Source organism: Streptomyces sp. NPDC052236, from assembly GCF_044548015.1.
Taxonomy (GTDB): domain Bacteria; phylum Actinomycetota; class Actinomycetes; order Streptomycetales; family Streptomycetaceae; genus Streptomyces.
This window is the reverse complement of sequence record NZ_JBIUBL010000016.1, coordinates 135,844-160,890: the sequence shown is the minus strand read 5'-3', so window position 1 is coordinate 160,890 and position 25,047 is coordinate 135,844. Positions and strand designations below refer to the sequence as shown.

The following is a 25,047-nucleotide window of genomic DNA, read 5'->3' as shown; positions in this document are numbered from 1 at the left end:
CACTCGCCGCACCCGCACCCCCGGGTCCAACACCCTCCCCGCCCCCATTCACGCACTCCCGTTGTAAATTCCCGCCATGCCCCCGCACCTCGACCCCCGGCTCCTCCGCGCCTTCGCCGCCCTCGCCGACGAGCTCCACTTCACCCGTGCCGCCGCCCGCCTCTACACCGCCCAGCAGGCCCTCAGCCGTGACATCCGCCGCCTGGAGCGCGAGCTGCGCGTCGAGTTGTTCGTACGGACCACCCGGCAGGTGAGCCTCACCGCCGACGGCGAGCGGCTCCTCCCGTACGCCCGGCGCGTGCTGCAGGCGCAGGACGAGCTGCTGGCCGCCGCCCGCGGTGACGCGCGGCCACTGCTCGTCGATGTGAGCGCGCCCGTCAGCACCGCCCACCGCGTCCTCCAGGAAGCCCGGCGGGCCGTGCCCGAGCTGGAGCTCGTCGCCCGGTTCCACAGTGGGCTGACCGGCGCCGCCGCCGAGATCCTCGCGGGCAGGCTCGACGTCGCCTTCGGCCGGGTCGCGGGTCTCGACCCGGCCGTACGGGCCCGGCTCGACCACCACCCCGTCCGGTACGAGCCGATGGCCGTGCTGCTGCCCGATGCGCACCGCCTCGCCGGGCTCGGCGAGGTCCCGGTGGCCGCGCTGGCGGGGGAGACCCTCTACGCGGGAGCGGGCAACCCGGCCACCGCCGAGTGGACCTCGCTGGCCGCGGAGCTCTTCGCCGAACACGGGATCAGGATGGCCGCCCCGTTCCCCGAGATCGCCGGGGCGGAGGAGTTCGTCCGGGTGGTCCGCAAGCGCGGCTGGTCGGTGCTGGCGAGCACGGAGTTCATCGCCGTCCCCGGTATGGTCGTACGGCCGCTCGCCGACCCCGTACCGCTGTCGCCCATATCGCTGGTGTGGTCAAAGGGACTGCGTCACGCGGGGCTCGACGCCCTGCTCGCCGCCGCCCGCGAGCTCGCCGCCGCGCAGGGCTGGCTCCGTCGTCCGGTTGGGTCGTGGCTGCCGGAGCAGGACAGGGCGCTGATGAACCCGTTGTGGCGCAAAGGCGTACGTCTTCCCGGAGCTGACCCGCTTCGAACGGCGCCCGCCGAACCTTCCACGCGACAATAAGCGGCTCAGCAGGGCGGGCTCCGACGGGCCGGTGTTCGTCGATGAGACCGGGAGGCCGCGGCACACAGATCCGCCGCCTCGGCTGTGGCCGAACGGCCCCATTGTCCGCGTTATCCGGGTTGTCCGCGTCGTCCGGGGATAAGGCTCACACACGCCATGTCGGCCGGGTGAGAGCAAGGTTTCGCTCCGGTCACCTCACGCCACCCGGCTGAAACGCGCCTTTCGTAGCGTCGCTTCCAGTACCCGATACCCGTGGAGGCACGTGATGGCTGGTCGGTGGATCGAAAAGTGGGACCCAGAGGACCAGGCTTTCTGGGAGTCCGGGGGCGAGCGGATCGCCCGGCGTAATTTGATCTTCTCGATCCTGTCCGAGCACATTGGGTTCTCCGTCTGGACCCTGTGGTCGGTCATGGTCCTGTTCATGGGACCGCAGTACGGGATCGACCCGGCCGGGAAGTTCTTCCTGGTGGGCATGGCCACGCTGGTCGGGGCCTTCGTCCGGATCCCCTACACCTTCGCTGTGGCCCGCTTCGGCGGCCGTAACTGGACGATCATCGCCGCTTCGATGCTGCTCCTGCCCACCATCGCCGCCTTCGTGGTGATGGAGCCCGGGACTTCGTACACCACTTTCATGCTGGTCGCGATGCTCACGGGCGTGGGCGGCGGAAACTTCGCCTCCTCCATGACCAACATCAACTCCTTCTTCCCGCTGCGGAAGAAGGGCTGGGCGCTGGGGCTGAACGCGGGCGGCGGCAACATCGGGGTGCCCGTCATCCAGCTGATCGCGCTCGCGGTCATCGGCGCGGCAGGGGGGCCGCGGGTGCTCCTCGGGATCTACATCCCGCTCATCGCGGTCTCCGCGATCTGTGCCGCGCTCTTCATGGACAACCTCGCCCCGGTCAAGAACGACACCGGCGCGGCCAAGGAAGCCGTACGCGATCCGCACACCTGGATCATGTCCTTCCTCTACATCGGCACCTTCGGGTCCTTCATCGGCTACAGCTTCGCCTTCGGTCTGGTCCTCCAGACGCAGTTCGGGCGCACACCGCTGCAGGCCGCGTCGATCACGTTCATCGGACCGCTGCTCGGCTCGCTGATCCGGCCGGTCGGCGGCTGGCTCGCAGACCGCCTCGGCGGCGCCCGCATCACCCTGTGGAACTTCCTCGGGATGGGAGCGGCCACGTCGGTCGTCATCCTGGCCTCCGTCCAGGAGTCGCTGGCGCTGTTCACCACCGCGTTCATCGCCCTCTTCGTACTCAGCGGCCTCGGCAACGGCTCCACGTACAAGATGATCCCGGGCATCTTCCAGGCGAAGGCCGTCGCGATGGGCATGACCGGCGAGGCCGCGGCGACATACGGGCGGCGGCTGTCCGGCGCCTCCATGGGCCTCATCGGCGCGGTGGGCGCGCTCGGCGGGCTCGGCATCAACCTCGCCTTCCGCCAGTCCTTCCTGACCGCGGGCACCGGAACCTCCGCCTTCGTCGCCTTCCTCGGCTTCTACGCCGTCTGTTTCGCCCTCACATGGGCGGTATACCTTCGCCGCCCCGCCACCACCGCGGAACCGGTCGCGGAGGCCAAGAACCCGCAGCTCAGCTACGCAGAGGTGTAACACCGGGGAAATCTGGACGAACCGAGTCCGTCACGCCCCGTTGGCAGGCTCGGTTCGCACCATCCGCACGACTTGGGACGACGCATGCAGGACCACCAGCACGGACCACTCGCCGGATTTACGGTCGGCGTCACCGCCGCCCGGCGCGCCGACGAGCTCGGCGCGCTGCTCTGCCGCCGCGGCGCAGCCGTCCTCCACGCGCCCGCGCTGCGCATCGTGCCCCTCGCCGACGACGCGGAGCTACTGGCCGCCACCAAGGAACTCATCGACCACGCGCCCGACGTCGTGGTCGCCACCACCGCGATCGGTTTCCGCGGCTGGATCGAGGCCGCGGACGGCTGGGGATTCGGCGAGGAGCTGCTGGGCGCCCTGCGCGGCGTCGAGCTGCTGGCGCGCGGGCCCAAGGTGAAGGGCGCGATCCGCGCCCTTGGGCTCACCGAGGAGTGGTCCCCGGCCTCCGAGTCCATGGCCGAGGTGCTCGACCGGCTGCTCGCGGAGGGCGTCGAGGACCGCCGTATCGCGCTCCAGCTGCACGGCGAGCCGCTGCCCGGCTTCGTCGAGTCGCTACGGGCCGGGGGCGCGGATGTCGTCGTCGTACCCGTCTACCGGTGGATGCCCCCGGAGGACCTCGCCCCGCTCGACCGGCTGCTGGACGCTGCCCTGACGCGCGGCCTGGACGCCATCACCTTCACCAGCGCGCCGGCCGCCGCCTCGCTGCTCACCCGCGCCGAGACCCGTGGGCAGCTGGCCGAGTTCCTGCGCGCCCTCGACCACGATGTGCTGGCCGTTTGCGTGGGTCCGGTCACCGCGCTGCCGCTCCAGGCCCACGGCGTCTCCACGGTCCAGCCGGCGCGGTTCCGGCTCGGCCCGCTGGTCCAGGTGCTCGGCGTGGAACTGCCCGCCCGCGCCCGTACGCTGCCGATCGCGGGCTACCAGGTCCAGATCCGCGGCCACGCGGTCCTGGTCGACGCCGACCTGCGCCCCGTGCCGCCCGCGGGCATGGCCCTGCTGCGCGCCCTGGCGAAGCGGCCCGGCTGGGTCGTCTCGCGGGCGGACCTGCTGCGTGCCCTGCCGGGCGCGGGCCGCGACGAGCACGCCGTCGAGACCGCCATGACCCGGCTGCGTACGGCGCTCGGCGCGCCCAAGCTGATCCAGACGGTGGTCAAGCGCGGCTACCGGCTGGCGCTGGACCCGTCCGCCGACACCAAGTACGCCGACGCCTGAGGGGTTCCGAGTACGCCCCAGGAGGGGCACTCTGGGATGGGCATGGCACCCTCCCCTCCCGAGGCGGTGACAGGCGCATGACGGCAGGCGCGGCGGGCGCGGCCTCGTACGACTGGCGGTTCGACTCCGGGCGCGTCTGCCTGGATCTGGTGGCGACCTCGCCGCCCGCCCCCGGCAGAAGCGAGCCGCTCGCGGAACCCGGACGGCTGGGGCAATGGCTGCTGGGCGCGGGAGTGGTGCCCGCGGGGACGCCGCTCGGGGCCGTCGACGGCCAGTGGGCGACCCGCTTCGTCGAACTCCGCGACTGTGTCGGCCAACTGGTACGGGCCGAAATCGACGGCCGGTACGCCGAATCCGCGCTGGAACGCGTCAACGCCCTCGCCGCCACACCGCCGCCCGGCATCCACGCCGTACGCGCCGCCGACGGCTCACTCACCCGCACGCTGAGCGCGGCGCCCGACTGCCACGCGCTGCTCGCCGCCGTCGCGCGCGACGCCGTGGAGCTGCTGACCGACCCGGTGGCCCGGGCCGGGCTGCGGCAGTGCGAGGGCGACAACTGCCGCCGCGTATACCTGGATACGTCGCGGGGGAGGCGTCGGCGCTGGTGCTCCAGCGAGGTCTGCGGCAACCGCGAACGGGTCGCCAGACACCGACGCAGGGCGGCTGTGGCGCGAGCGCCCCTTTTCTGAGGGCTCGGTTCTCCCCCTACCTTCGGCGGGGGGACCCCCACCGGGGCGCCTAAGACCCTGTCGACGGTCGACCGTGCTCGACCCCCTCGTTCCTCGGGGGCCTCCGCGCGCTCTCCACTTTCGACAGCGCCGCGCCCCTTCGGCTCACTCGCCAGGAACCCAAGCCTCGCTGGGGGCACCCCCCCATGCCGAAGGCTATGGGGGAGTTTGAGGCGCGGGGGGCGGGCCAACTCCCGCGCCCGAGAAGGGCCGGGCCCACCGGCAACTTCAGCCCCGCCGGCGATTGAGGCGCTGGGGGTCCCCCACGCCCGCCAGGGCGTAGGGAGCGGGTTCGGGGCAGCGCCCCCGACCAGGGCCCGGGGGCCAAAGTCAGCCTGGCGGAGCCCCAGGGCGGCACGGGGCACGGGGCCAGAATCGGCCCAGCTCCCCAGCCGGTTGACAGGGTGTCAACGCCCCGTAAAAGATCTTGGAAGTATTTCCGCGCGCATTGAGTGATGCAACTGCGCCCCCCGTACTGATCGGGGAGAAGCAGTCAGCCGAAATCAGGGTCTCGACCGGGAGGTTCAGGTGCGCAAGGATGCGACCGTGGCCGATGACCGTCCGCAAAGGGCACGACATCGCAGCGAGAAGCCACGTATCGACTCCTCAGCACCTGACGAGGAACTCATGCGTGCCCTGTATCGCGAACATGCGGGTCCTTTGCTTGCCTATGTACTTCGCCTCGTCGCCGGTGATCGCCAGCGCGCCGAGGACGTCGTACAGGAGACGCTCATCCGTGCCTGGAAGAACGCCGGTCAGCTCAACCGAGCGACCGGCTCTGTCCGACCCTGGCTGGTGACGGTGGCACGCCGCATCGTCATCGACGGTCACCGCAGCCGGCAGGCCCGGCCGCAGGAGGTCGATCCGTCGCCGCTGGAGGTCATGCCCGCGGAGGACGAGATCGACAAGGCGTTGTGGCTGATGACGCTCTCTGATGCGCTCGAAGATTTGACGCCCGCTCACAGGGAAGTGTTGGTCGAGACGTATTTCAAGGGGCGCACGGTCAATGAGGCTGCCGAGACACTCGGCATACCCAGCGGGACCGTACGGTCCCGCGTGTTCTACGCGCTGCGTTCCATGAAGCTCGCTCTGGAGGAGAGGGGGGTCACGGCATGACCATGTATGAGCAGGAATCCGTACACGACGCTGTCGGTGCGTACGTTCTCGGCATCCTGGACGACGCGGACGCCTCCGCCTTCGAGGCCCATCTGGCGGCTTGCGACATCTGCGCCGGCCACCTCGAAGAGTTCTCCGGGATGGAGCCGATGCTGGCCATGCTGGCGGAGGCACCGGCCCCGCCCATGCCCATGCCCATGCCGCAGTCCAATGTGGCGAATCTGCCCGGGATGCGCGGTATGACGGATGTGCCGGGGCTGCGCGGGAAGCGCGGTACGCCCGCAGGGGGCTACGAGCCGCCCAGGCTCGTCCCCGTCGTGCCCAGCGCGCCCAGCCCGCGGCTGCTCGGCGGTCTTCTGGACGAGGTCGCCGCCAAGCGGGCGGCCAAGCGCCGGCGCGGGATGTATCTCGTCGCGGCAGCCGCGGCGCTGATCATCGGCGGTCCCACCGCCGCGATCACCCTCACGGGGGACGACGGCACAAAGGGAAGCGTGGCCACCCCGCTCACCATCACGGCCGAGGACTCTTTCAAGCAGATGAAGACGAAGTTCCAGGCGACGGACGCGGCGACCAAGGTCAGCGCGACCGTCGGCATGGACACGAAGCTCTGGGGCACCGACCTCGGTGTCGAAGTGAAGAACGTCAAGGGCCCGCTCAAGTGCCAGCTCGTCGCCGTCTCCAAGACCGGCGAGGAGGAGATCGGCCCCTCGTGGTCGGTGCCGCCGCAGGGTTACGGCATCGCGGACAGCACCGTCGAGGCGGCCAAGAAGCCGCTCTACGTCCACGGCGGCACGGCGATGGCGACGAACGACGTCGATTACTTCCTGATCCGCACGTCCGACGGCAAGGTACTGGTCAAGGTCGAAGCCTGACAGATACGCCCCCTTCGCGTACGGTTGACGGCTGCCCAGGTGCACGTCAGAAGGGGGCCTCGGTGGCCGCGCAGGATGCCGCTGTCGAAACCGCTGATACCGGTGTCGATTCCGTACGCAACCAAGAGATCGGAGTCGAGCAGGACCACCTGGACCAGGTGTACCGCCGCCTCGAGGAGAAGATCCACGAGGCGGAGTTCCTGATGAACGATGCCGCCAAACGCGGGCAGGTCGGCACGCCCGGCGCGCTCGCCGAGCGCGACGCGCAGGTCTTCCGGGCGGGTATCCACCTCAACCGCCTGAACAACGAGTTCGAGGACTTCCTCTTCGGACGGATCGACCTGCTGCACGGCAAGGACGGCCAGAAGGGCCCGGACGGGGCGTTCACCTCGGTCGAGCCCGCCGACGACGCCGTACGCGCGGACGGCCCCCGCCAGGTCGCCGACATCGGGGAGATCCTGCACATCGGCCGTATCGGAGTCCTGGACTCCGACTACGCGCCGCTGGTCATCGACTGGCGGGCCCCGGCCGCCGCGCCCTTCTACCGCTCGACGCCGGTCGACCCCGGCCGCGTGGTGCGCCGCAGGGTCATCCGCTCCAAGGGCCGCAAGGTCCTCGGCGTCGAGGACGACCTGATGCGCCCGGAGCTGACCGCGTATCTGAACGGCGAGCGGCTGCCGGTCATCGGTGACGGCGCGCTGATGGCGGCGCTGGGGCAGGCCCGCAGCCACACCATGCGGGACATCGTCGCCTCCATCCAGGCCGAACAGGACATGGTGATCCGCGCCCCCGCCGCGTCTGTGACGTACGTCGAGGGCGGCCCCGGCACCGGCAAGACGGCGGTGGCGCTGCACCGGGCGGCGTATCTGCTCTACCAGGACCGGCGGCGGTACGCGGGCGGCATCCTCATCGTCTCGCCGACCCCGCTGCTCGTCGCGTACACCGAGGGCGTGCTGCCGTCGCTGGGCGAGGAGGGGCAGGTCGCGATCCGCGCGGTCGGCAGTCTGGTCGACGGCGTGGAGGCCACGGCGTACGACGAACCGGCCGTGGCCCGCGTCAAGGGCTCGTCGCGGATGCTGAAGGTGCTCCAGAAGGCCGCGAGGGGTGCGCTGGAGCTCTCGGGGCCCGCGGGCGCCCGGGAGCCTCTCCGCGCCGTCCGCGGAGAGGGAGAGGCCGAGCAGCTGGCCTTCGGCGAGGAGGCCGACGACGACGCCGACGACGCCGGCGATGCCGGGCCGCCCGCGCGGCTGCGGGTCGTCGCCTTCGGGCGCCGCCTGGAGCTGGAGGCCGACGAGCTGAACCGCATCCGCCACAACGTCCTCGGCGCGACCACCCCGGTCAATCTGCTGCGCCCGCGCGCCCGCAGGCTGCTGCTGGACGCCCTGTGGTCGAAGTCCGGCTCGGCGGGCAGAGGCGCGTCCCACGCGGACCGCGAGCTCGCCGCGGAACTGCGCTCCTCCTTCGACGAGGACGTCAGCGGCGAGGACAGTTTCCTCATGTTCCTGGACGCGTGGTGGCCGGAACTGACTCCGCGCGGCGTTCTCAAGGCCATGGCCGACGAGCGGACGCTCGGGCGCTGGGCGCGCCGCGTCCTCAACCCGGGCGAAGTGCGCCGCGTCGCCCGCTCCCTGCGGCGTGACGTCCTGTCCGTACACGACGTGGCACTGCTGGACGAGCTCCAGACGCTGCTCGGCACCCCCGCCCGCCCCCGCAGGAAGCGCGAGCTCGACCCGCTGGACCAGCTCACCGGTCTGGAGGAGCTGATGCCGCAGCGCGAGGAGACACAGCGCGAGCGGGCCGAGCGGCTGGCGGCGGAGCGTACCGAGTACGCGCACGTCATCGTGGACGAGGCGCAGGACCTGACCCCGATGCAGTGGCGCATGGTCGGCCGCCGTGGCCGCCACGCCACCTGGACCGTCGTCGGCGACCCGGCGCAGTCGTCCTGGTCGTCCCCGGACGAGGCGGCGGAGGCGCGCGACGAGGCCCTGGGCAGCCGCCCGCGCCGCCGCTTCGAGCTCACCGTCAACTACCGCAACCCGGCCGAGATCGCCGAGCTGGCGGCCAAGGTGCTCGCGCTGGCCATGCCCGGCATGGTCTCCCCGTCCGCGGTCCGCTCCACGGGCGTGCGGCCCCGCTTCGCGGTCGTACGGGACGGGGGCCTGGCCCAGGCCGTACGGGCGGAGGCGCAGCGCCTGCTGGACCGGGTCGACGGCACGGTCGGCGTAGTCGTCGCGATGAACCGGCGCGAGCAGGCGGCGCGCTGGCTGGCCGGGCTCGGCGACCGCGTGGTGGCGCTCGGCTCGCTGGAGGCGAAGGGACTGGAGTACGACGCGACGGTCGTCGTCTCACCCGCGGAGATCGCGGACGAGTCCCCGGCGGGGCTGCGGGTGCTGTACGTGGCGCTGACGCGGGCGACACAGCAGCTCACCGTGGTCTCGGACCGGCGCGACGAGCCGGACGCGGAGGGGGTGCCGGACCTCCTGCGGGACTGATCGTGGACCGGTCGCGGGCCGGTCGCGGGGCTGATTGGCAACTGGGTCGCGGATCGACTCGCGGTAAGGGAAAAGACCGGTGTTAGCCTTGATGACGGCACCGGCTCGATCCAAGCCCCCGGGCCCAACCTTCGTCGCTTAGAGCGACCACTTGCCGCGAGGCGAGCATGGCGGGTCGGTGCCACCTCAGTCGTTCGGCAGTCTTGGCTGTCTTTGGGTCCGCGTCACCGCATGGTGGCGCGGACCCTTTCGTATGGCGGAAAGCTGCTCCGAACAGAATGACCACTATTACCTGCTACCCGCAGGTAGGTGCGACCATCAGAGCGCGTTGCCGGGCACCAGCCGGCCGCATGGCAGTGAAGCTAGGGAAAGCAGAGGAACCCGGTCATGGCAACGGCGCCAAGCGTCTCGTACTCGATGACGGTCCGACTGGAGGTGCCCGCGAGCGGAACCGCGGTCTCCCAGCTCACCACGGCCGTGGAATCCTCCGGCGGCTCTGTGACCGGCCTGGACGTGACCGCCTCCGGCCACGAGAAGCTGCGGATCGACGTCACGATCGCGGCCAGTTCGACCACGCACGCCGACGAGATCGTCGAGCAGCTGCGAGGCATCGAGGGCGTCGTCCTCGGAAAGGTCTCCGACCGTACGTTCCTGATGCACCTCGGCGGCAAGATCGAGATGCAGTCCAAGCATCCCATTCGCAACCGTGACGATCTCTCGATGATCTACACGCCGGGTGTGGCGCGGGTCTGCATGGCGATCGCGGAGAACCCCGAGGACGCCCGTCGCCTGACCATCAAGCGCAACTCCGTCGCAGTGGTGACGGACGGCTCCGCGGTGCTGGGCCTCGGCAACATCGGCCCCAAGGCCGCGCTGCCGGTCATGGAGGGCAAGGCGGCGCTCTTCAAGCGGTTCGCGGGCATCGACGCCTGGCCGCTGTGCCTGGACACCCAGGACACCGACGAGATCGTGGCGGTCGTCAAGGCGATCGCCCCCGGCTTCGCGGGCATCAACCTGGAGGACATCTCCGCGCCCCGCTGCTTCGAGATCGAGGCGCGGCTGCGCGAGGCGCTGGACATCCCGGTCTTCCACGACGACCAGCACGGCACCGCCATCGTCGTCCTGGCCTCGCTGACCAACGCGCTGCGCGTGGTGGCCAAGGGGATCGGTGACGTACGCGTGGTGATGTCCGGCGCCGGAGCGGCCGGTACGGCGATCCTGAAGCTGCTGATCGCGGCGGGCGTCAAGCACGCCGTCGTCGCCGACATCCACGGCGTCGTGCACGCGGGCCGCGAGGACCTGGTCTCCGCCGCCCCCGAGTCGCCGCTGCGGTGGATCGCCGACAACACCAACCCCGAGGGCGTCACCGGCACGCTCAAGGAAGCGGTCGTCGGCGCGGACGTCTTCATCGGCGTCTCCGCCCCGAACGTGCTGGGCGCGGAGGATGTCGCGGCGATGGCCGACGAGGCCATCGTGTTCGCACTCGCGAATCCCGACCCCGAGGTCGAACCGGCGATCGCGCGCCAGACGGCGGCGGTTGTCGCCACCGGCCGCTCCGATTTCCCGAACCAGATCAACAATGTGCTGGTCTTCCCGGGCGTCTTCCGTGGTCTGCTGGACGCGCAGTCCCGCACCGTCAACACGGAGATGATGCTCGCGGCGGCGGCGGCGCTGGCGGGCGTCGTCACCGAGGACGAGCTCAACGCGAACTACATCATCCCTTCGGTCTTCAACGACAAGGTCGCGGGAGCGGTCGCCGGTGCGGTTCGCAACGCCGCGAAGGCGGCGGGCGCGTCGGCGACGGGTGCGATGGCGGGTGTGACGGGGCCCACGTCGGGCTGAAATCCGGCGCGTCGCGGGTCGCGGGGCCGGGAATGCGGCTCTAGGGTGGCGGACCATGGGCCCCCGCGCCTGAGGCTCTGCGGTTCCGCTGCCTCTGTGACTCCGGGTGACTCCGGAGGGTGCCGGATTGGCTTTCCCGCCGCCGGTGGGGGCAGGATGCATATTTGGGCGCGAGGGTCTGACAGCAGACCCGGGTCCGGGGACTGTTCGACGGCCCTGGCAGCATCGGCTTCGATCTCACGCCTCACAGGCAAGAAGAACACGGGAGTAACAACATGAACCGCAGTGAGCTGGTGGCCGCGCTGGCCGACCGCGCCGAGGTGACTCGTAAGGACGCCGACGCCGTTCTGGCCGCTCTCGCCGAGACGGTCGGCGAGATCGTCGCCAAGGGCGACGAGAAGGTCACCATCCCCGGCTTCCTGACCTTCGAGCGCACCCACCGTGCCGCTCGTACCGCGCGCAACCCGCAGACCGGCGACCCGATCCAGATTCCGGCCGGCTACAGCGTGAAGGTCTCCGCGGGCTCGAAGCTCAAGGAAGCCGCGAAGGGCAAGTAGTCCTCTAGGCAGCATGGAGAAGGGCGGTCACCCCCTGGGAGGGGTGACCGCCCTTCTGCGTGTGCGGCTGGGCCCCCAGCCTCGCTGGGGGCACTCCCCCTACGCCTAGCGGCGTGGGAGGTGCCCCCACCCACGCCCGCGCTGGGGGTCCCCCCACGCCCGCAGGGCGTAGGGGGAGTAGGGCGAGATTGAGGCGCGGGGTTCGGGGCGGAGCCCCGACAAGGGCCCGAGGGCGAAAGTAAGCCCCGCCGGCGATTGAGGCGCTGGAGGTCCCCCCACGCCCGCAGGGCGTAGGAGGCGGGTTCGGGGGCAGCGCCCCCGACAGAGGCCCGCCCCGCCCCGGTCAGACCAGCGCGCCGCCCGGGAGCTCCACCTTCGCTCCCAGCTTCTCCAGCTTCTCCATGAAGTTCTCGTAGCCCCGGTTGATCAGGTCAATCCCATGCACCCGCGACGTCCCCTGCGCCGCCAGCGCCGCGATCAGGTACGAGAACCCGCCCCGCAGGTCCGGGATCACCAGATCCGCGCCCTGGAGCTTCGTCGGGCCCGACACCACCGCCGAGTGCAGGAAGTTCCGCTGGCCGAAGCGGCAGTCCGAGCCGCCCAGGCACTCCCGGTACAGCTGGATGTGCGCGCCCATCTGGTTGAGCGCGGAGGTGAACCCCAGCCGCGACTCGTACACCGTCTCGTGGACGATGGACAGGCCCGCCGCCTGCGTCAGCGCCACCACCAGCGGCTGCTGCCAGTCGGTCTGGAAACCGGGGTGTACGTCCGTCTCCAGGGCGATCGCGTTGAGCGAGCCGCCCGGGTGCCAGAAGCGGATCCCCTCGTCGTCGATCTCGAACGCGCCGCCGACCCTGCGGAACGTATTGAGGAACGTCATCATCGAACGCTGCTGAGCGCCGCGCACATAGATGTTGCCCTCGGTCGCCAGCGCCGCCGACGCCCAGGACGCCGCCTCCAGCCGGTCCGGGATCGCCCGGTGCGTGTAACCGCTGAGCTTGTCGACGCCGGTGATCCGGATCGTCCGGTCGGTGTCCATGGAGATGATCGAGCCCATCTTCTGCAGTACGCAGATGAGGTCCTCGATCTCCGGCTCCACCGCGGCGTTGGAGAGCTCGGTGACGCCCTCCGCCAGCACGGCCGTCAGCAGCACCTGCTCCGTCGAGCCCACCGAGGGGTACGGCAGCCTGATCTTGCAGCCGCGCAGCCGCTGCGGGGCCTCCAGATACTGGCCGTCCGCCCGCTTCTCGATCGTCGCGCCGAACTTGCGCAGCACCTCGAAGTGGAAGTCGATCGGCCGGCCGCCGATGTCGCAGCCGCCCAGACCCGGTATGAACGCATGGCCCAGCCGGTGCAGCAGCGGGCCGCAGAAGAGGATCGGGATGCGCGAGGAGCCCGCGTGCGCGTCGATGTCCGCGACGTTCGCGGATTCGACGTGCGAGGGGTCGAGCACCAGCTCACCCGGCTCGTCGCCGGGGCGGACCGTCACTCCGTGCAGCTGCAGCAGTCCGCGTACCACGCGCACATCGCGGATGTCTGGCACATTGCGCAGTCTGCTCGGCCCGCTGCCGAGGAGCGCGGCCACCATCGCCTTGGGCACGAGGTTCTTCGCGCCGCGGACGCGGATCTCACCCTCCAGGGGGGTGCCGCCGTGGACTAGCAGTACATCGTCGGTGCCGGTCATGTATCTCGCGTTCCGGAGAGAGGACGGACTAGGGACAGTGCAACAGCGTAAGGGGCGGCCACCCCTGCCCCGTAAGGCCAAGGACCCTCCCAGGTCGTAATGAATTGGGCACAACACGCTGAGTTCGCGCGAGCTTGCGGAGTGTTATCGTCCGGTCCTCCCGCGCCACGGCCCTGGCCCGCCCCCTGAGCTGCGCTCACGCGCACTGAGCCATGCGCACCCCGCGAAGGGCCAAGATGCGAGATCATGTGTGGCATGACCGAGGTGTCCTCGCTCACAGGGCGGCTTCTTGTCGCCACCCCCGCCCTCGCCGACCCCAACTTCGACCGGGCGGTCATTCTGCTGCTCGATCACGACGACGAGGGCTCGCTCGGCGTCGTCCTCAACCGGCCCACCCCCGTGGACGTCAGCGATGTGCTGGAGTCCTGGGCGGCCCTCGCGGGGGAACCCGGCGTGGTCTTCCAGGGTGGCCCCGTCTCCCTCGACTCCGCGCTCGGCGTCGCCGTGATCCCCGGCGACGAAGGCCCGCTCGGCTGGCGGCGGGTGCACGGCGCGATCGGGCTGGTCGATCTGGAGACGCCGCCGGAGCTGCTCGGCGCGGCGCTGGGTTCCCTGCGGATCTTCGCGGGGTACGCCGGGTGGGGTCCGGGCCAGCTGGACGAGGAGCTGAAGAGCGGCGCCTGGTACGTCGTGGAGTCCGAGCCCGGGGATGTGTCGTCGCCGCGGCCGGAGAGCCTGTGGCGGGCGGTGCTGCGCCGTCAGCGCAACGAACTGGCCATGTTCGCCACCTACCCGGACGACCCGTCGCTCAACTGACCCCCGGACCGGCCGGCCCCCGGACTGCCCCCGGGACGACCACGCCCGTCTCGTACGCGACGATCACCAGCTGCGCCCGGTCGCGCGCCCCGAATTTGGCGAGCAGATGGCTGACATGGGTCTTCACCGTGGAGAGCCCGACATACAGCCGCTGGGCGATCTCGGTGTTCGTCAGCCCGCGGGCGACCAGCTCCAGCACCTCGCGCTCGCGGCCGGTGACCCCATCGAGCCCGGCGGCGTCGAGCCGGGCGGGGCCGGGGCGGCGGGCGAACTCGGCGATCAGCCGGCGGGTGACGGCCGGGGCGATCAGGGCCTCGCCCGCAGCCACCACCCGGACCGCGGCGAGCAGTTCGGCGGGCGGCGCGTCCTTCAGCAGAAAGCCGCTGGCGCCCGCGCGCAGCGCCCCGTACACGTACTCGTCGAGGTCGAACATGGTCAGGATCAGTACCCGGGTGCCCGCGGTCTCGGGTGAGGCGCAGATCAGCCGGGTCGCCTCGATGCCGTCCATGCCCGGCATCCGTACGTCCATCAGGACCACGTCGGGGCGCGTCTCGCGGGCGAGGCGCACCGCTTCGGCGCCGTCCGCCGCCTCACCGGCCGCGACGAGACCGGGCTCGGCGTCCACCAGCAGGCGCAGGCTGCCGCGCAGCAGGGCCTGGTCGTCCGCGACCAGTACGCGGATCACCGCTGGTACGGAATCGTCGCGTGGACGGCGAAGCCGCCCAGGTCGCGCGGGCCCGCCGCGAGCGTGCCGCCGTAGAGCGCGACCCGCTCCCGCATGCCGACGATGCCGTGCCCCTCGGCCACCTCCACGACGGAACGGGGGACTCCGTCGTTGGTGACCTCGATCCGTACGGTGCCGTCCGCCGCCATGACCGAGACCCGGCTCGCCGCGCCCGGGTCCGCGTGCCGCACCACATTGGTCAGCGCCTCCTGCACGATCCGGTACACCGTGACGCCCACCCCTTCCGGCAGCCCCTCAAGACCGCGCGCCGTCAGCTCCGCCCCGGCGCGCCGGGCGAGCTCCGGGAGCCCGTCGGGCCCGGGTGCCGGGCCGAGCACGGCCGGGAGGCGTTCACCGGTGGTCCGGGAGCGCAGTACGCCGAGCATCTGGCGCAGTTCGGTCAGCGCGCCGCGGCCGGTGGCCTCGATGACGCGCAGCGCGTCGTGGGCCTCCTCGGGCCGGGTCCGTACGACGTGATTGGCGACCCCCGCCTTCACCACGATCAGGCCCATGGAGTGGGTGACCACGTCATGCAGCTCGCGCGCGATGCGCAGCCGCTCCTCGGTGACCGCGCGCTGGGCCAGCTGTTCGGCCGTACGGATGGCGAAGGCGCGGCGCTCGCGGGCGGCGCGGCCCAGCTCCCAGGCGCCGAGCAGCGCGGCGAAGCCCAGCAGGAGCAGGCCGGGGCCGCCCGACCACCAGTACCGGGTTTCCTGGCGGGCCGGGGCGACGAGCCCCGCACAGCCCAGCAGGAGGATCGCGAGTCCGGGCAGCCACCGCTCCCACCAGCGGCGGCCCTCGTTCGTCACCGCGACCGTGTAGAGCGCGAAGGCGGCAGGCAGGAACGGGTCCCATACCGAGTCGAGCAGAACGGCCGCCGCGGTCGCCGCGGTCACCGAGCAGAAGACGGGCACCGGCCACAGCCGCCGGACCGCCGGCGGCAGCGTGGTGGCCGCCACCAGCAGCAGGCTCAGCCAGCCCGGGGTGTGCTGCTGCGGGGTCCCGGCCGTCGTCCCGGTGGCGGTGAGCAGCACGGCGTACCCGAGTACGAGGAGCGCATCGCGCCCCACCAGCCGATTCCCCGAAGTCATCCCCCGACCGTATGTGCTCGGCGAAGGCCGTCGCCTCCGCCTGGGGAGGGAGGCGGGGCGCTCCGTCCCCGGCCTGATGCGCCGGGCCGGCGGGCCACGGGACCGTACCGGACATGATCGAAGTGTGTGATCTGACGAAACGCCATGGACGGACGACCGCCGTCGACGGGCTGAACTTCACGGTCGAACCGGGGCGCGTGACCGGTTTCCTCGGACCCAACGGCGCGGGCAAGTCCACCACCCTGCGGATGATGCTCGGCCTGGACCGGCCCACGCGCGGCACGGTGCTCTTCGACGGGCTGCCGTACGGGCGGCTGCGCGATCCGCTCCGTACGGTCGGTGCCCTGCTGGAGGCGCGATCCGTGCACCCGGGGCGCACCGGCCGGGGCCATCTGCGCTACCTCGCCCGTACGCACCGGATACCGGACCGGCGGGTCGGAGAGGTGATCGAGCGGACCGGGCTCGGCGAGGTCGCGGACCGGCGGGCGAAGACGTACTCGCTCGGCATGGGGCAGCGGCTCGGGATCGCGGCGGCGCTGCTCGGCGATCCCCGGGTGCTGCTGCTGGACGAGCCGGTCAACGGCCTGGACCCGGAGGGCATTGTGTGGATTCGTACGCTGATGCGGCAGTGGGCGAAGGACGGCCGTACCGTCTTCGTCTCCTCGCACCTGATGAGTGAGGCGGCGCTGACCGTGGACCACGTGGTGGTGATCGGGCGGGGGCGGCTGCTCGCGGAGGGCGGGGTCGACGAGATGGTCGACACCCACGCGGGTCCTGGCGGTTCGCTGGAGGAGGCCTTTATGCGGCTGACGTCGGGTGTGGGCGGTGGTGCGCGATGAACGCCTCCTCGCTCGGTGCCGCTCTGGGGGCGGAGTGGCTGAAGCTCCGTACGCTCCGCTCCACCTGGTGGACGCTGGCCGCCGCCTGTGTACTCACCGTCGGGATCGGTGTCCTGTACGGCTCGATCATCAAGGGCGACTACGAGACCTTCGGCGCCGACGAGGACTTCGACCCGGTCGGCATGGGCTTCGCCGGTTCCTCGATCGGGCAGCTGGCGATGGTCTGCTTCGGGGTGCTGGCGGTCAGCGGCGAGTACGCGACGGGCACGATCCGCGCGTCCCTGGCGGCCGTGCCGCACCGGGGCGTCTTCTGGGCGGCGAAGGCGGTCGCGGTGGCCGCGGCGGCCTTCGCGGTGGCGCTGCCCACCGCCTTCGCGACCTTCGCCGGCGCGCAGACGGCGATGGGCGCACGGCAGAACGCGGGCATCGGCGATCCGGGCGCGCTGCGGGCCACCATCGGGCTGGCGGTCTATCTGACGCTGCTCTGTCTGCTGTCGGCGGGGGTGGCGGCGATGCTGCGCGGAACGGCCCTGTCGCTGGGCATCCTCGTCCCGCTGTTCTTCATCGTCTCGGACGTCCTGGGCAACCTGCCGGGAGTGGAGAGCGTGGCGCAGTATCTGCCGAATCTGGCAGGCATGCAGATCACGCGCGCCGTCGCGGACGACCGGATCAGTGTGGGCGCGTGGGGAGGGCTCGCGGTGCTCGTGGCATGGACCGGCGCCGCTCTGGCGGGCGGACTGCTGGTGCTGCGGAGGCGCGACGCCTGAGCGGTACCCTTGGCTGCTATGAGCACTCTTGAGCCCGAGCGCGGGACAGGCACCGGGACCCTTGTAGAGCCGACGCCGGAGGTGTCGCACGGCGACGGCGACCACGAGCGCTTCGCCCATTACGTCCAGAAGGACAAGATCATGGCGAGTGCCCTCGAAGGCACTCCTGTGGTGGCACTGTGCGGGAAGGTCTGGGTACCGGGGCGCGATCCCAAGAAGTATCCGGTCTGCCCGATGTGCAAGGAGATCTACGAGTCCATGGGCCCTGGCGGCGACAAGGACAAGGGCAAGAGCGGCAGCGGCAAGGACAAGAAGTAGGTCCTTCGCCTCAGTCCCTCCCCTGCCGGGGACGGCCCCCGGGACGCGCGGTCAGCGCGTCCCGGGGGCCGTTTCGCGTTTCCGGGGCATTTCCAGGCGTATCCATCCCCGCGCTGGAGGGTACGGATGTGACGATGACGGATTCCCTGGATTCGCCCGCGAGACGTGCGAATGTCGAACTTTCCAGTGGTGCGGACCAGGACTCTGCCTGTGTAGGTCCCGGCGTATTTTCCTGAGGGGATGGCTTCTTGCGGGGGAAACCAAAGCGGTCAGCACGGTGTTTGGATACGCGGTGACGTTGTGCAGGACGCCGGCACACTGTGCGTCGAGGGTGTGGGTCCTGGGTAGTCCGCTGCGCGTGCGGTTCCACTTGGTGAGGAGATGCTCGCGAATCTCCGTGCCATGGAGCGTGCCGTATCGGTGCTCGACTGCTGACGCCGGTTCCAGGGTCCGGTGATCGCTGATCGTGATGACTCGGGCTGGTCGCACAAGGCCTGCACCCAACAGGAGGCAGGCCCAGGCCATCAGGCCCGGGAGCGTGCGACAAAGTGGTTGAGAGCTCGGCAGGTTACTTACATTCGACGCGTAAAATGCTGTGATAGCCGCACATACACACGAATGCGGATAGGTTCCAGATCTTTGCTCGGCCTATGAGGGGCCGTGGCAGGGAGGCTTGTTCCAGCTCCTCCAATTTTCTCGCGCGCCTCGTCCCCGCTTCCGCATGCTGGAGACTGTGGGAATCGGGGCGTCATATCCGCGTGGCGAAAGGTTGCAAGAGATGGATCTGATCCCTGCGCCCCGACTCGTATCGGGGTACGGCGACGCCTTCTACGAACTCGGCCCGGACATCACGCTGTACGCCGCCCCCGGCACCGGGACCACCGAGCGCTGGCTGCGCTCCACGGTCGGCGCCGCCCTCGGGCTGCCGCTCGCGCCGGGGGAGCAGGGCGCCCGGAACTCGATCACGCTGCTCACCGACGACACCCTGGAGCCCGAGGCGTACCGCCTCACTGTGGTTGAGGGCCGGGGTGCTGAAATCCGCGGTGGCAGCGCGGCCGGCGTCTTCTGGGGCGCGCAGACGCTCCGTCAGTTGCTTGGCCCCCACGCCTTCCGCCGCGCCCCGGTCCGCCCGGGAACCACGTACGCAATCGCGCAGCAGGTCATCGAGGACCGCCCGCGCTTCGCCTGGCGCGGCCTGATGCTCGACGTATCACGGCACTTCCTCCCCACGGACGACGTCCTGCGCTACCTCGATCTCCTCGCCGCCCACAAGCTCAACGTCTTCCACTTCCACCTCACCGACGACCAGGGCTGGCGCATCGAGATCAAGCGCTACCCCAAACTGACGGAGACCGGCGCCTGGCGGGAGCGCACCAAATACGGCCACCGTGCCTCACCCCTCTGGGACGAGAAGCCGCACGGCGGTTACTACACCCAGGACGACATCCGCGAGATCGTCGCGTACGCCGCCGAGCGGCATATCTCCGTCGTCCCCGAGATCGACATCCCGGGCCACTCGCAGGCGGCCATCGCCGCGTACCCGGAACTCGGCAACACCGACGTCATCGGCACCGCCTCCCTCTCCGTCTGGGACACCTGGGGCATCAATCCGAACGTACTCGCCCCCACTGACAACACCCTGCGCTTCTACGAGGGCGTCTTCGAGGAGGTCCTCGCCCTCTTCCCCGCCGCCACCTCGCCCTTCGTGCACGTCGGCGGCGACGAGTGCGTCAAGGACCAGTGGCGGGCGTCCCCGGCCGCCCAGGCCCGTATCAAGGACCTCGGCCTCGCCGGCGAGGACGAGCTCCAGTCCTGGTTCATCCGGCACTTCGACACCTGGCTCGCCGACCGCGGCTGACGCCTCATCGGCTGGGACGAGATACTCGAAGGAGGGCTGGCGCCCGGTGCCGCCGTCTCCTCCTGGCGCGGCTACGGGGGCGGCATCGCCGCCGCCGAGGCCGGTCACGATGTCGTCATGTGCCCCGAGCAGCAGGTGTATCTGGACCACCGTCAGCACGGCGGCGCCGACGAGCCGATGCCCATCGGATACGTACGCACCCTGGAGGACGTCTACCGCTTCGAACCTGTCCCGGCGGGCCTGTCGCCCGAGGCCGCCGCCCACATCATCGGCACCCAGGCCAACGTCTGGACCGAGGTGATGCAGGACCGTTCCCGCGTCGACTACCAGGTCTTCCCGCGCCTCGCGGCCTTCGCCGAGGTCGCCTGGTCCGCACTCCCCGCCCCCGCCGAGCGCGACTTCGCGGATTTCGAACGGCGGATGACCGCCCACTACGCGCGCCTTGACGCACTCGGCGTGGACTACCGACCGCCGGGCGGCCCCTTGCCCCGGCAGCGCCGGCCGGCCCCCGAAGGAATGACGGGCGGCCTCGGACGCCCGATCGAGGGTGCGCCCCCAAACGTGTGAGCCCTCAGGCAAGGCGCGTGCCCCGGGCCCGCGAGCCTGGAACCGTGGACCGCCGTAAGGAGTTAGCCCTGGAGGAATAAGTCGTACAAGGGTCGTTGAAGGGTGCAATCCGCTTGTGCTGGCATCTGGCGGTGACGATGTGTGAAACCGGACTATCGTCACGAGCGGTATATCGGGGGCGTATGTGCCCTTCGTGGACCCTCGCGTCGGCCGGCCCGGAAGATGTGCCAGAGTTGCCACGTCCGGGCTGTGAGCACGTACGGTACGGCAACACAGGCGGACAGCCGGGACACTGGGAAGGGGCAGCTGGGTGACCACGCACGCACCGCAGACGGCGCAGTCGGTGACGCTGCCGGGCTCGCTCGACGAGGCCGTGGCGGCGCTCACCGCCATGCCTGCCGCCGTGCCCGTCGCCGGCGGTACGGACCTCATGGCCGCCGTCAACAAGGGCCAACTGCGACCCGCCGGCCTCGTCGGTCTCGGCCGTATCAGCGAGATCCGCGGCTGGCGCTACCAGGACGGGCACGCGCTCCTCGGCGCCGGACTCACCCACGCCCGGATGGGACGGCCCGACTTCGCGGCCCTCATCCCCGCGCTGGCCGCGTCCGCGCGCGCCGCCGGACCACCCCAGATCCGTAACGCGGGCACTCTCGGCGGCAACATCGCCACCGCCGCCGCGACCGGGGACGCGCTGCCCGTGCTGGCCGCCCTGGAAGCGGACCTGGTGATCGCGGGACCGGGCGGCACACGCCGCGAGATCCCCGTGGCGCACCTGCTGGCGGGCCGGGAGCTGCTCGGCCCCGCCGAACTGATCGGTTACGTACGCGTACCCCTGCTGCACGCCCCGCAGGTCTTCCTGAAGGCCACCGGCCGCACCGGCCCCGGCCGCGCCACCGCGTCCGTCGCCGTCGTCCTCGACCCGGCGCGGCGCGGGGTGCGCTGCGCGGTGGGCGCGGTCGCGCCGATGCCGCTGCGGCCCCTGGAGGCGGAGCGCTGGATCGCCTCACTGATCGACTGGGACGGCGAGCGTGGCCTGGCTGCCGAGGCGCTGGCGGCCTTCGGCGAGTACGTCGCCGCGGCGTGCATCCCGGATCCGGCCCCGGCCGCGCCGGGTGAGGAGCAGGACGTGCTGCCACCCGGCGTACTGCATCTGCGGCGCACCGTCGCCGCGCTGGCCCGACGTGCACTGGGGAGGGCGCTGTCGTGAGTAATGAGGAAAACCCGCAGAACCCGCACGAACTCCCGCCGGAGCAGGGCGGCTGGCAGCCGATCCCGCACGGGGAGTACGACGCGGAGGCCACCGGATTCTTCCAGTTCCCGGCCGAGGGAGCGCTGGACACGGCCCCGCTCGAAGCGCCCGGCCACGGCTACGTACCGCCGGTGATCACACCGCTGGAGCCGGCCGAGGTGACAGACCCGGCGGCGACGGGGGTGTGGCAGACAGAGCAGCCCGGGACGCGGTGGCCGGAGCCGGCGCCGTACGCGGATCCCGTCGGCCAGTGGACGTACGCGGACGAGTACCCGGCTGAGCACGCGGCTGAGCCGGTTCAGGCGGCCGTGGAACTGACCGGCCAGTGGACGATCCCGGTGGCGGGCGGTGACCTGCCCGAGGAGTCCGGCGAGTTCACGGCATCCGCGCTGAAGTCCGAGTGGGAGGCGGCGGCCCCGCCTGCCCCGTGGGCGCCGTCGGCGGACGCCCCGGCGACGCTGCCGGGCGGCGCGGTGGCACCGTGGGCGACGGTTCGCGAGGAGCCGGCGGAGCGGACGGAGCCCGAAGAGCCGGCGGAACTCGAGGCCCCCGCAGAGCCGGAGTCGGAGCCGGAGCCCGCAGAACAAGAGATGGCGCCAGAGGCAGCCCCGGAGCCGGAGGCAGCACGGCTCACCTCCTCCTCCACGGGCAGCGACGAGCACCCGCCCAGCTCCTACGTCCTGCGCGTCAACGGCACCGACCGCCCCGTCACCGACGCCTGGATCGGCGAGTCCCTGCTCTATGTCCTGCGCGAGCGCCTCGGCCTCGCCGGCGCCAAGGACGGCTGCTCGCAGGGCGAGTGCGGCGCGTGCAACGTCCAGGTCGACGGCCGCCTCGTGGCCTCCTGCCTGGTCCCCGCCGCGATCGCCGCGGGCTCCGAGGTCCGTACGGTCGAGGGCCTCGCCACCGACGGCGAACCCTCCGACGTCCAGCGCGCCCTGGCGAGCTGCGGTGCCGTCCAGTGCGGCTTCTGCATCCCCGGCATGGCCATGACCGTCCACGACCTCCTTGAGGGCAACCACGCCCCCACCGAGCTCCAGACGCGCCAGGCCCTCTGCGGCAACCTCTGCCGCTGCTCCGGCTACCGGGGCGTGCTCGACGCCGTACGCGAAGTGGTCGCCGAGCGCGCGGCGAGTGCGTCGGCCGCGGCGGAGACGAGTGAGGAAGCCCGCATTCCGCACCAAGCGCTCCCCGGCGCAGGTAGTGTGCAGCCCCACCCGCACGACGGAGGCATGGCGTGAGCAACGACGCGGCCACCACCGCGACGCCCCAAGCGGTCGACGGCCCCCAGCCGCAGCGGCCCGCGCACGGCATCGGCTCCTCCCTACCGTCGGCCGACGCCGCCGCCAAGACGGAGGGCACCTTTCCGTACGCGGCGGACCTGTGGGCCGAGGGCCTGCTGTGGGCGGCGATCCTGCGCTCTCCGCATCCGCACGCCCGTATCACCTCGATCGACACGTCGGCGGCGCTGGACATGCCGGGCGTACGAGCGGTGGTCACGCACGAAGACATTCCCGGTGACACGTCGTACGGCAGGCAGGTCGTCGACCGTCCCGTTTTCGCCTCCGACCTCGTCCGCCACCACGGCGAGGCGATCGCGGCGGTGGCGGCGGACCACCCCGACACGGCCCGTCTCGCGGCGGCGGCCATCGGCGTCGAGTACGAGGTGCTGGAGCCGGTCACCGACCCGGAGAAGGCCTTCGCCGCCGAGCCGCTGCACCCCGACGGCAACCTGATCCGCCACATCCCGCTGCGCTACGGCGACCCGGACGTGGCGGGCGAGGTGATTGTCGAGGGCCTCTACCGCATCGGCCGCCAGGACCCCGCCCCCATCGGCGCCGAGGCCGGTCTCGCGGTCCCGCGCCCGGACGGCGGCGTGGAGCTGTACGTCGCATCGACCGACCCGCACACGGACCGCGACCTGGCGGCGGCCTGCTTCGGCCTGGAGCAGGACCGCGTGAAGGTCGTTGTCACGGGCGTCCCGGGCGCGACGGGCGACCGCGAGGACCCCGGCTTCCAGCTGCCCCTGGGCCTGCTGGCACTGAAGACGGGCTGCCCGGTCAAGCTGACGGCGACCCGCGAGGAGTCCTTCCTCGGCCATGCCCACCGCCACCCGACGCTGCTGCGCTACCGCCACCACGCGGACGCGGAGGGCCGCTTGGTGAAGGTCGAGGCGCAACTGCTGCTGGACTCGGGCGCGTACGCCGACGCGTCGTCGGAGTCGCTGGCGGCGGCGGTCGCTTTCGCCTGCGGCCCGTACGTGGTCCCGCACGCCTTCATCGAGGGCTGGGCGGTCCGTACGAACAACCCGCCGTCGGGCCATGTGCGCGGCGAGGGGGCGATGCAGGTCTGCGCCGCGTACGAGGCGCAGATGGACAAGCTGTCGGCGAAACTGGGCATCGACCCCACGGAGCTGCGGCTGCGCAACGTACTGGCGACGGGTGACATCCTCCCCACCGGCCAGACGGTCACCTGCCCGGCACCGGTAGCGGAACTGCTGCTCGCGGTGCGGGACTTCCCGCTGCCGTCCCTTCCCATGGACACGCCCGAGGACGACTGGCTGCTGCCGGGCGGCCCGGAGGGCGCGGGCGAACCGGGAGCGATCCGCCGCGGGGTCGGCTACGCGCTGGGCATGGTCCACATGCTGGGGGCGGAAGGCGCCGACGAAGTCTCGACGGCGACGGTCAAGGTCCACGACGGTGTCGCGACGGTGATCTGCGCGGCGGTGGAGACGGGCCAGGGCTTCGCCACGCTGGCCCGCCAGATCGTGCAGGAGACGCTGGGCCTGGAAGAGGTCCACGTGGCATCGGTCGACACGGACCAGCCCCCGGCGGGCCCGGCGGCGCACGGCCGGCACACGTGGGTCTCGGGCGGCGCGGTCGAGAGGGCCGCGAAGATGGTCCGTACGCAACTGCTCCAGCCGCTGGCCCATAAGTTCGGTATGTCGACGGAGCTGCTCCAGATCACGGACGGCAAGATCACGTCGTACGACGGCGTGCTGTCCACGACTGTGATGGAGGCGATGGACGGCAAGGAACTGTGGGCGACGGCCCAGTGCCGCCCGCACCCGACGGAGCCACTGGACGAGTCGGGCCAGGGGGACGCTTTCGTGGGTCTGGCGTTCTGCGCGGTCCGCGCGGTGGTGGACGTGGACATCGAACTGGGCGCGATCCGGGTGGTGGAAATGGCGGTGGCCCAGGATGTGGGCCGCGTCCTGAACCCGGCGCAGCTGGCGACGCGTATCGAGGCGGGCATCACCCAGGGCATCGGCACGGCCCTGACAGAAAACCTCCGCACGGCCCGCGGCTTGGTCCGCCACCCGGACCTGACGGGCTACGCGCTTCCGACGTCTCTGGACGCACCGGACATTCGCATCGTGAAACTGGTGGAGGAACGGGACGTCGTGGCGCCCTTCGGCGCGAAGGCGGCGAGCGCGATCCCGGTGGTGACTTCCCCGGCGGCGGTGGCCGCGGCGGTACGGGCGGCGACGGGCCGCCCGGTCAACCGCCTCCCGATAAGGCCTCAGGCGGCGGTGGCTGTTCCCAACTCGTGACGGTGTGACCCTCATTGCACGTGCAATCCC

The 25,047-nt window shown here is 71.3% G+C and carries 19 protein-coding genes and 1 pseudogene; 17 read left to right on the top strand and 3 right to left on the bottom strand.

From position 1 onward, the window contains the following. Positions 1-76: 76 nt before the first annotated feature. The 9 genes from ACIHCQ_RS25835 to ACIHCQ_RS25795 all read left to right on the top strand — a co-directional run bounded on the left by ACIHCQ_RS25835 (position 77) and on the right by ACIHCQ_RS25795 (position 11,551). Entirely contained in the window at positions 77-1,111 is a 1,035-nt protein-coding gene (locus ACIHCQ_RS25835; protein ID WP_399666762.1) for a LysR family transcriptional regulator, read from the top strand. Positions 1,112-1,376: 265 nt separating this feature from the next. After that, complete coding sequence (locus ACIHCQ_RS25830) at positions 1,377-2,720, top strand: nitrate/nitrite transporter (RefSeq protein WP_399666759.1); 1,344 nt, start codon at positions 1,377-1,379, stop codon at positions 2,718-2,720. A gap of 84 nt (positions 2,721-2,804) precedes the next feature. Beyond that, positions 2,805-3,944: a uroporphyrinogen-III synthase gene (locus ACIHCQ_RS25825; protein ID WP_399666756.1), complete on the top strand. Its 1,140-nt coding sequence runs from the start codon at positions 2,805-2,807 to the stop codon at positions 3,942-3,944. Between the two features lie 77 nt (positions 3,945-4,021). Further along, positions 4,022-4,633, top strand: a complete 612-nt coding sequence (locus ACIHCQ_RS25820; RefSeq protein WP_399666753.1) for a CGNR zinc finger domain-containing protein — start codon at positions 4,022-4,024, stop codon at positions 4,631-4,633. A gap of 567 nt (positions 4,634-5,200) precedes the next feature. Continuing rightward, positions 5,201-5,788: a sigma-70 family RNA polymerase sigma factor gene (locus ACIHCQ_RS25815; RefSeq protein WP_399666751.1), complete on the top strand. Its 588-nt coding sequence runs from the start codon at positions 5,201-5,203 to the stop codon at positions 5,786-5,788. Beyond that, on the top strand, positions 5,785-6,660 hold the full coding sequence (locus ACIHCQ_RS25810; RefSeq protein ID WP_399666748.1) for an anti-sigma factor family protein: 876 nt from the start codon (positions 5,785-5,787) through the stop codon (positions 6,658-6,660). Before ACIHCQ_RS25815 ends, ACIHCQ_RS25810 begins: the two co-directional genes overlap by 4 nt. A gap of 62 nt (positions 6,661-6,722) precedes the next feature. Next, positions 6,723-9,152, top strand: coding sequence for a HelD family protein (locus ACIHCQ_RS25805; RefSeq protein ID WP_399666745.1), 2,430 nt, complete (start codon positions 6,723-6,725; stop codon positions 9,150-9,152). Between the two features lie 387 nt (positions 9,153-9,539). Continuing rightward, entirely contained in the window at positions 9,540-10,994 is a 1,455-nt protein-coding gene (locus tag ACIHCQ_RS25800; RefSeq protein ID WP_399666742.1) for an NAD-dependent malic enzyme, read from the top strand. 275 nt (positions 10,995-11,269) lie between these two features. Next, entirely contained in the window at positions 11,270-11,551 is a 282-nt protein-coding gene (locus ACIHCQ_RS25795) for an HU family DNA-binding protein (RefSeq protein WP_003954777.1), read from the top strand. Positions 11,552-11,894: 343 nt separating this feature from the next. Here ACIHCQ_RS25795 and murA read toward each other — a convergent pair whose 3' ends face one another. Then, the gene (murA, locus tag ACIHCQ_RS25790; protein WP_399666739.1) at positions 11,895-13,235 is read right to left on the bottom strand and encodes a UDP-N-acetylglucosamine 1-carboxyvinyltransferase; all 1,341 of its coding nucleotides are present in this window, start codon (positions 13,233-13,235) and stop codon (positions 11,895-11,897) included. A 255-nt stretch (positions 13,236-13,490) separates the two neighbouring features. Between murA and ACIHCQ_RS25785 the strand changes: the two genes are divergently transcribed. Beyond that, on the top strand, positions 13,491-14,051 hold the full coding sequence (locus ACIHCQ_RS25785; RefSeq protein ID WP_399666736.1) for a YqgE/AlgH family protein: 561 nt from the start codon (positions 13,491-13,493) through the stop codon (positions 14,049-14,051). Here ACIHCQ_RS25785 and ACIHCQ_RS25780 read toward each other — a convergent pair. Then, on the bottom strand, positions 14,044-14,736 hold the full coding sequence (locus ACIHCQ_RS25780; protein WP_399666734.1) for a response regulator: 693 nt from the start codon (positions 14,734-14,736) through the stop codon (positions 14,044-14,046). The two genes, ACIHCQ_RS25785 and ACIHCQ_RS25780, sit on opposite strands and share 8 nt — an antisense overlap. After that, positions 14,733-15,866: a sensor histidine kinase gene (locus tag ACIHCQ_RS25775; protein WP_399666731.1), complete on the bottom strand. Its 1,134-nt coding sequence runs from the start codon at positions 15,864-15,866 to the stop codon at positions 14,733-14,735. The genes ACIHCQ_RS25780 and ACIHCQ_RS25775 overlap by 4 nt, the downstream gene beginning before the upstream one ends. Positions 15,867-15,979: 113 nt before the next feature. Between ACIHCQ_RS25775 and ACIHCQ_RS25770 the strand changes: the two genes are divergently transcribed. From ACIHCQ_RS25770 to ACIHCQ_RS25740, 7 genes and pseudogenes are all read left to right on the top strand, one after another. Next, positions 15,980-16,705 carry an ABC transporter ATP-binding protein gene (locus tag ACIHCQ_RS25770; RefSeq protein ID WP_399666728.1) on the top strand — a complete coding sequence of 242 codons (726 nt, stop codon included), beginning with the start codon at positions 15,980-15,982 and terminating at the stop codon, positions 16,703-16,705. Then, positions 16,702-17,472, top strand: a complete 771-nt coding sequence (locus ACIHCQ_RS25765; RefSeq protein WP_399666725.1) for an ABC transporter permease — start codon at positions 16,702-16,704, stop codon at positions 17,470-17,472. Before ACIHCQ_RS25770 ends, ACIHCQ_RS25765 begins: the two co-directional genes overlap by 4 nt. 18 nt (positions 17,473-17,490) lie before the next feature. Continuing rightward, a complete protein-coding gene (locus ACIHCQ_RS25760) occupies positions 17,491-17,790 on the top strand; it encodes a DUF3039 domain-containing protein (RefSeq protein WP_399666722.1) in 300 nt (99 codons plus the stop codon). 778 nt (positions 17,791-18,568) lie between these two features. Continuing rightward, positions 18,569-20,215: pseudogene (locus ACIHCQ_RS25755) on the top strand (beta-N-acetylhexosaminidase). A gap of 310 nt (positions 20,216-20,525) precedes the next feature. Next, complete coding sequence (locus ACIHCQ_RS25750) at positions 20,526-21,422, top strand: FAD binding domain-containing protein (protein ID WP_399666719.1); 897 nt, start codon at positions 20,526-20,528, stop codon at positions 21,420-21,422. Continuing rightward, a complete protein-coding gene (locus tag ACIHCQ_RS25745) occupies positions 21,419-22,705 on the top strand; it encodes a (2Fe-2S)-binding protein (RefSeq protein WP_399666718.1) in 1,287 nt (428 codons plus the stop codon). Before ACIHCQ_RS25750 ends, ACIHCQ_RS25745 begins: the two co-directional genes overlap by 4 nt. Next, positions 22,702-25,017, top strand: coding sequence for a xanthine dehydrogenase family protein molybdopterin-binding subunit (locus ACIHCQ_RS25740; RefSeq protein ID WP_399666715.1), 2,316 nt, complete (start codon positions 22,702-22,704; stop codon positions 25,015-25,017). Before ACIHCQ_RS25745 ends, ACIHCQ_RS25740 begins: the two co-directional genes overlap by 4 nt. Positions 25,018-25,047: the final 30 nt, after the last annotated feature.